This window comes from Caballeronia arvi, assembly GCF_001544695.2.
GTDB lineage: Bacteria > Pseudomonadota > Gammaproteobacteria > Burkholderiales > Burkholderiaceae > Caballeronia > Caballeronia arvi.
In genome coordinates this window covers 1-2,954 of the sequence record NZ_FCOM02000166.1, presented here as the reverse complement: position 1 = coordinate 2,954, position 2,954 = coordinate 1, and the positions used below count along the sequence as shown (strand labels likewise).

Annotated in this window: 2 protein-coding genes and 1 pseudogene; 1 reads left to right on the top strand and 2 read right to left on the bottom strand. The window is 59.5% G+C overall.

Features of this window, described 5'->3' with window-relative positions; genetic code table 11:
* Window positions 1-225, top strand: a pseudogene (locus AWB74_RS43840) (patatin-like phospholipase family protein); the annotation flags it as partial.
* Between the two features lie 579 nt (window positions 226-804).
* On the opposite strand, the gene AWB74_RS43830 reads toward AWB74_RS43840, so the two are convergent.
* Together AWB74_RS43830 and AWB74_RS43825 are read right to left on the bottom strand one after the other, a co-directional pair.
* Window positions 805-1,173, bottom strand: a complete 369-nt coding sequence (locus AWB74_RS43830; protein WP_061152709.1) for a response regulator — start codon at window positions 1,171-1,173, stop codon at window positions 805-807.
* Window positions 1,174-1,181: 8 nt separating this feature from the next.
* Window positions 1,182-2,954 (bottom strand): PAS domain-containing protein (locus AWB74_RS43825; RefSeq protein ID WP_143749522.1); only part of this gene is annotated, 1,773 nt, incomplete at its 5' end.

Below are 2,954 nucleotides of genomic sequence, written 5' to 3'. Positions count from 1 at the left end.
GTCGACGTGTCGTTCGAGGCACTGAAGGACAAGGGCGCGCGCGAATACTTTAATCAATTGCCGACTTCGTTTGTCCTACCAGACGAGGCGGTCGACCGCCTGCGCGCCGCTGCGGGCACGATCATCCTCGATTCGCCTGACTTCCGGCAGATGCTAAAGCAAGCCGGAGCGCGCGTTGTCGATCTTCCCGCTAACACATCTTCAGCCGAAGGCGCTATGAAGTGAAAGCCACCACGGCGGCATTGCCACCGCGCTAGCTTCAGCCCACTGACGACCGAACGATTTAGCAAACCACGACTTTTGGCCCTTCAGTCAAGTTTGGCGACAGTCCGGTGCCGGACATGACAATCCGCAACGGTAGGCAAGATTCATTCTGTTCTATCGAAACCCTGTCGTTTGCGATCGGACCCACGGTGGTCATTCCGCGAATCACCGTCATGGGCGAATACTTGCTGACCAACATCTCCGCAAGAATGCCCGTTGCACCGCGGAAGCCCGTCATTGGGATTGCCCAGGGCCGGAGCGCGAAAGAGGGTTGACTGCTGCCCGACGCGACCGATCTATGGCCCACCGCGCCGGGCGGTTTTACGTCTGACTGGGGGCGGCCACAAGCTCTCATCTAGCGCCATGTAGAAGTCGGAGTTTAGACGTCCGGCGTAGTAAAAATGGCCGTTTTCGCCTTGGACGCGCTATTGCTGTTGGCCGGGCACCCGGCCAATCGGCCGGAACGTCATCCATTCAGATAGCGATTGAAGTAAGCAGTCCGACTGGGGGCACGGTTCGTTAGCTGACTTTCATGTGCGATTAGCCTCTCAGTGCCTTTAGGATTGCTTGGTGATCGAATGGCTTCTGGCACCGCGGGTAGTGTCGATAGCCTTCAGCCACGGCATCGATGCCGTAGCCCGTCGCAAAAATAAAGCGGATATTGCGCGACGCGAGTGCATCGGCCACCGGGTATGACTTCTCGCCGTTCAGATCCACGTCCAGAACTGCTGCGTCGACCATTTCGCGGCCCTCCTCGAGCAGCGCGACCGCTTCCTGCGCGCTGGCAACCGGTCCGACGACGTGAGCGCCGGCTTCCTCCAAGACGGTCGAAAGCCCGAGCGCCACCAGATAGTCGTCCTCGACTACCATGATTCTTCGACCATCCAGGATTTTCGCCTGTTCGTTCATGTCCGTCCTCATACCTCATGCGAGCTTGCCGACGGTAACGGTATTTCGATGTGACACGAAACGCCATTTGATCCGAACGCGAGTTTCGTGCGCGCGCGCAGCGTAAATCGCAGCGCCTTCTCGATCAATTGCCGCCCGAAACCGGTCTTCGAGCTGTCTGGGGGAACCGATACTTCGCTTTCGATCCAGTCGATTACAAGCGAAGCAGCATCGTGCCCATTGGGCTCGACCTTCCAGCGCACCTCCAGCCGAGCCGCTTCGTCCTTCAAAGCACCATACTTGACCGCGTTAGTGGTCAGTTCGTGTAAAACCAGCGCGATCATTTGCACGTTGCGAAAACCAAGTGGCACCACGGGGCCCCCCAGGACGATCCGGTCGCTGCCCGTGACACCGAGCGCGTCGAACTCCAGCTTCACAAGGTCCCCGAGGTTGATCAAGTTGCCGTCCGCTTCACCGATGAGACCTTGCAGACGACCGAGTGCGGCCAGGCGGCTGTTGAACGTTTCGAGGGCGACGTCCGGCTTGAGCGTCTGCTGTGCGATCGACTGGATCACAGTGAGCAGATTGCGGGTACGGTGCTGCAACTCGGCAATCAACACGTTCTGCCGTTCTTCCGCATGCACCATGCCCGTTACGTCGACGAAAGCAATGACGACGCCGTCGGATTTTCGTTCGCCGTTACGATAGGGTGCAAGGCGCACCAAGAAATGAGTCAGCTTGTCCCTGCTGCACACATGGCGCTCCCGCGGCTTGTCCGTATTGAGCACGGCCTCGATATCCCGCTCCAGTCCAGGCAGTTCTAGCCGGCTAACAAGCTCCGTAATCGGACGTCCACGGTCGATGGTTCGGATGTGGAAAATGCGTTCCATCGCTGGCGTGAATGAACGGATGACGAGATTACGGTCAAGGAATACGGTTGCAACCGACGTGCTCTCAAACAGGTTCTGCAGGTCGCTGTTCGAGCGATCGAGCGCCTCGATCTTGCGGGTCAATTCGAGATTGACCGTGTGCAGTTCCTCGTTGAGCGACACGAGTTCTTCCTTCGATGCCTCCAGCTCTTCGTTGGACGACTGCATTTCCTCGTTGACCGAAACCAGTTCCTCGTTCGATGACTTGAGTTCCTCGAGCGCAGTCTCGTACTCTTCGATCATCGACTGCAGGCGTTCACGGGTCTCACGCAACTCCTTTTCGACCTGCACGGCGGTTCCCTCGTGCGTGGCCTGGGCGCGCCCTAGCGCTTCCTCGCGTGAGAGCACGGGGCCCTGATCGTTAAAGACCACGAGGTACATTCGCTCGCCGTTGGTCTGGTCGGTCAGCGGCTCAACGGTCAGGCTGATCGCCTGTACGCGGCCGTCCTCGCTCTCGATCACCACCCCCTCGCGGGTAACAGGGCGACCCGACTCGACGGCCTCGCGAAATACCGAGCGCAAATCAAGGCCCAGTCCTTTGCGCGCCATGGCGAAAAGCTGGCGGCTTGGCGCGCCGGCCGCGGCCTCCAGGTACTTGCCCGTGCGTGCAGAGTAGTAAAGGACATCGCCATCGCGCGAAGCGAGCACATGAGGTGGCGTGTACCGCTCCAGCATGTGGTTGTCGACCACGAGGCGCAGCGACGCACCGGTCAGCGCGGGGCGGCCGGGTGCAAGCCCCGCGAAGTGACCGATTTTTAGGGAAGACACCGACAGGGGCACGCGAAGCTGCGGCGACACATCAGCGCGGCGGCGAAAGATCCGGTGCTTCTTTTCGATCGGTACAAAAAGCTCGTCAAACTGGCTGACACCTTC

What these genes read in the sequence shown, in the direction of transcription:
- AWB74_RS43830 (WP_061152709.1), bottom strand. Translation starts at nt 1,173, where the DNA reads ATGAACGAACAGGCGAAAATCCTGGATGGTCGAAGAATCATGGTAGTC.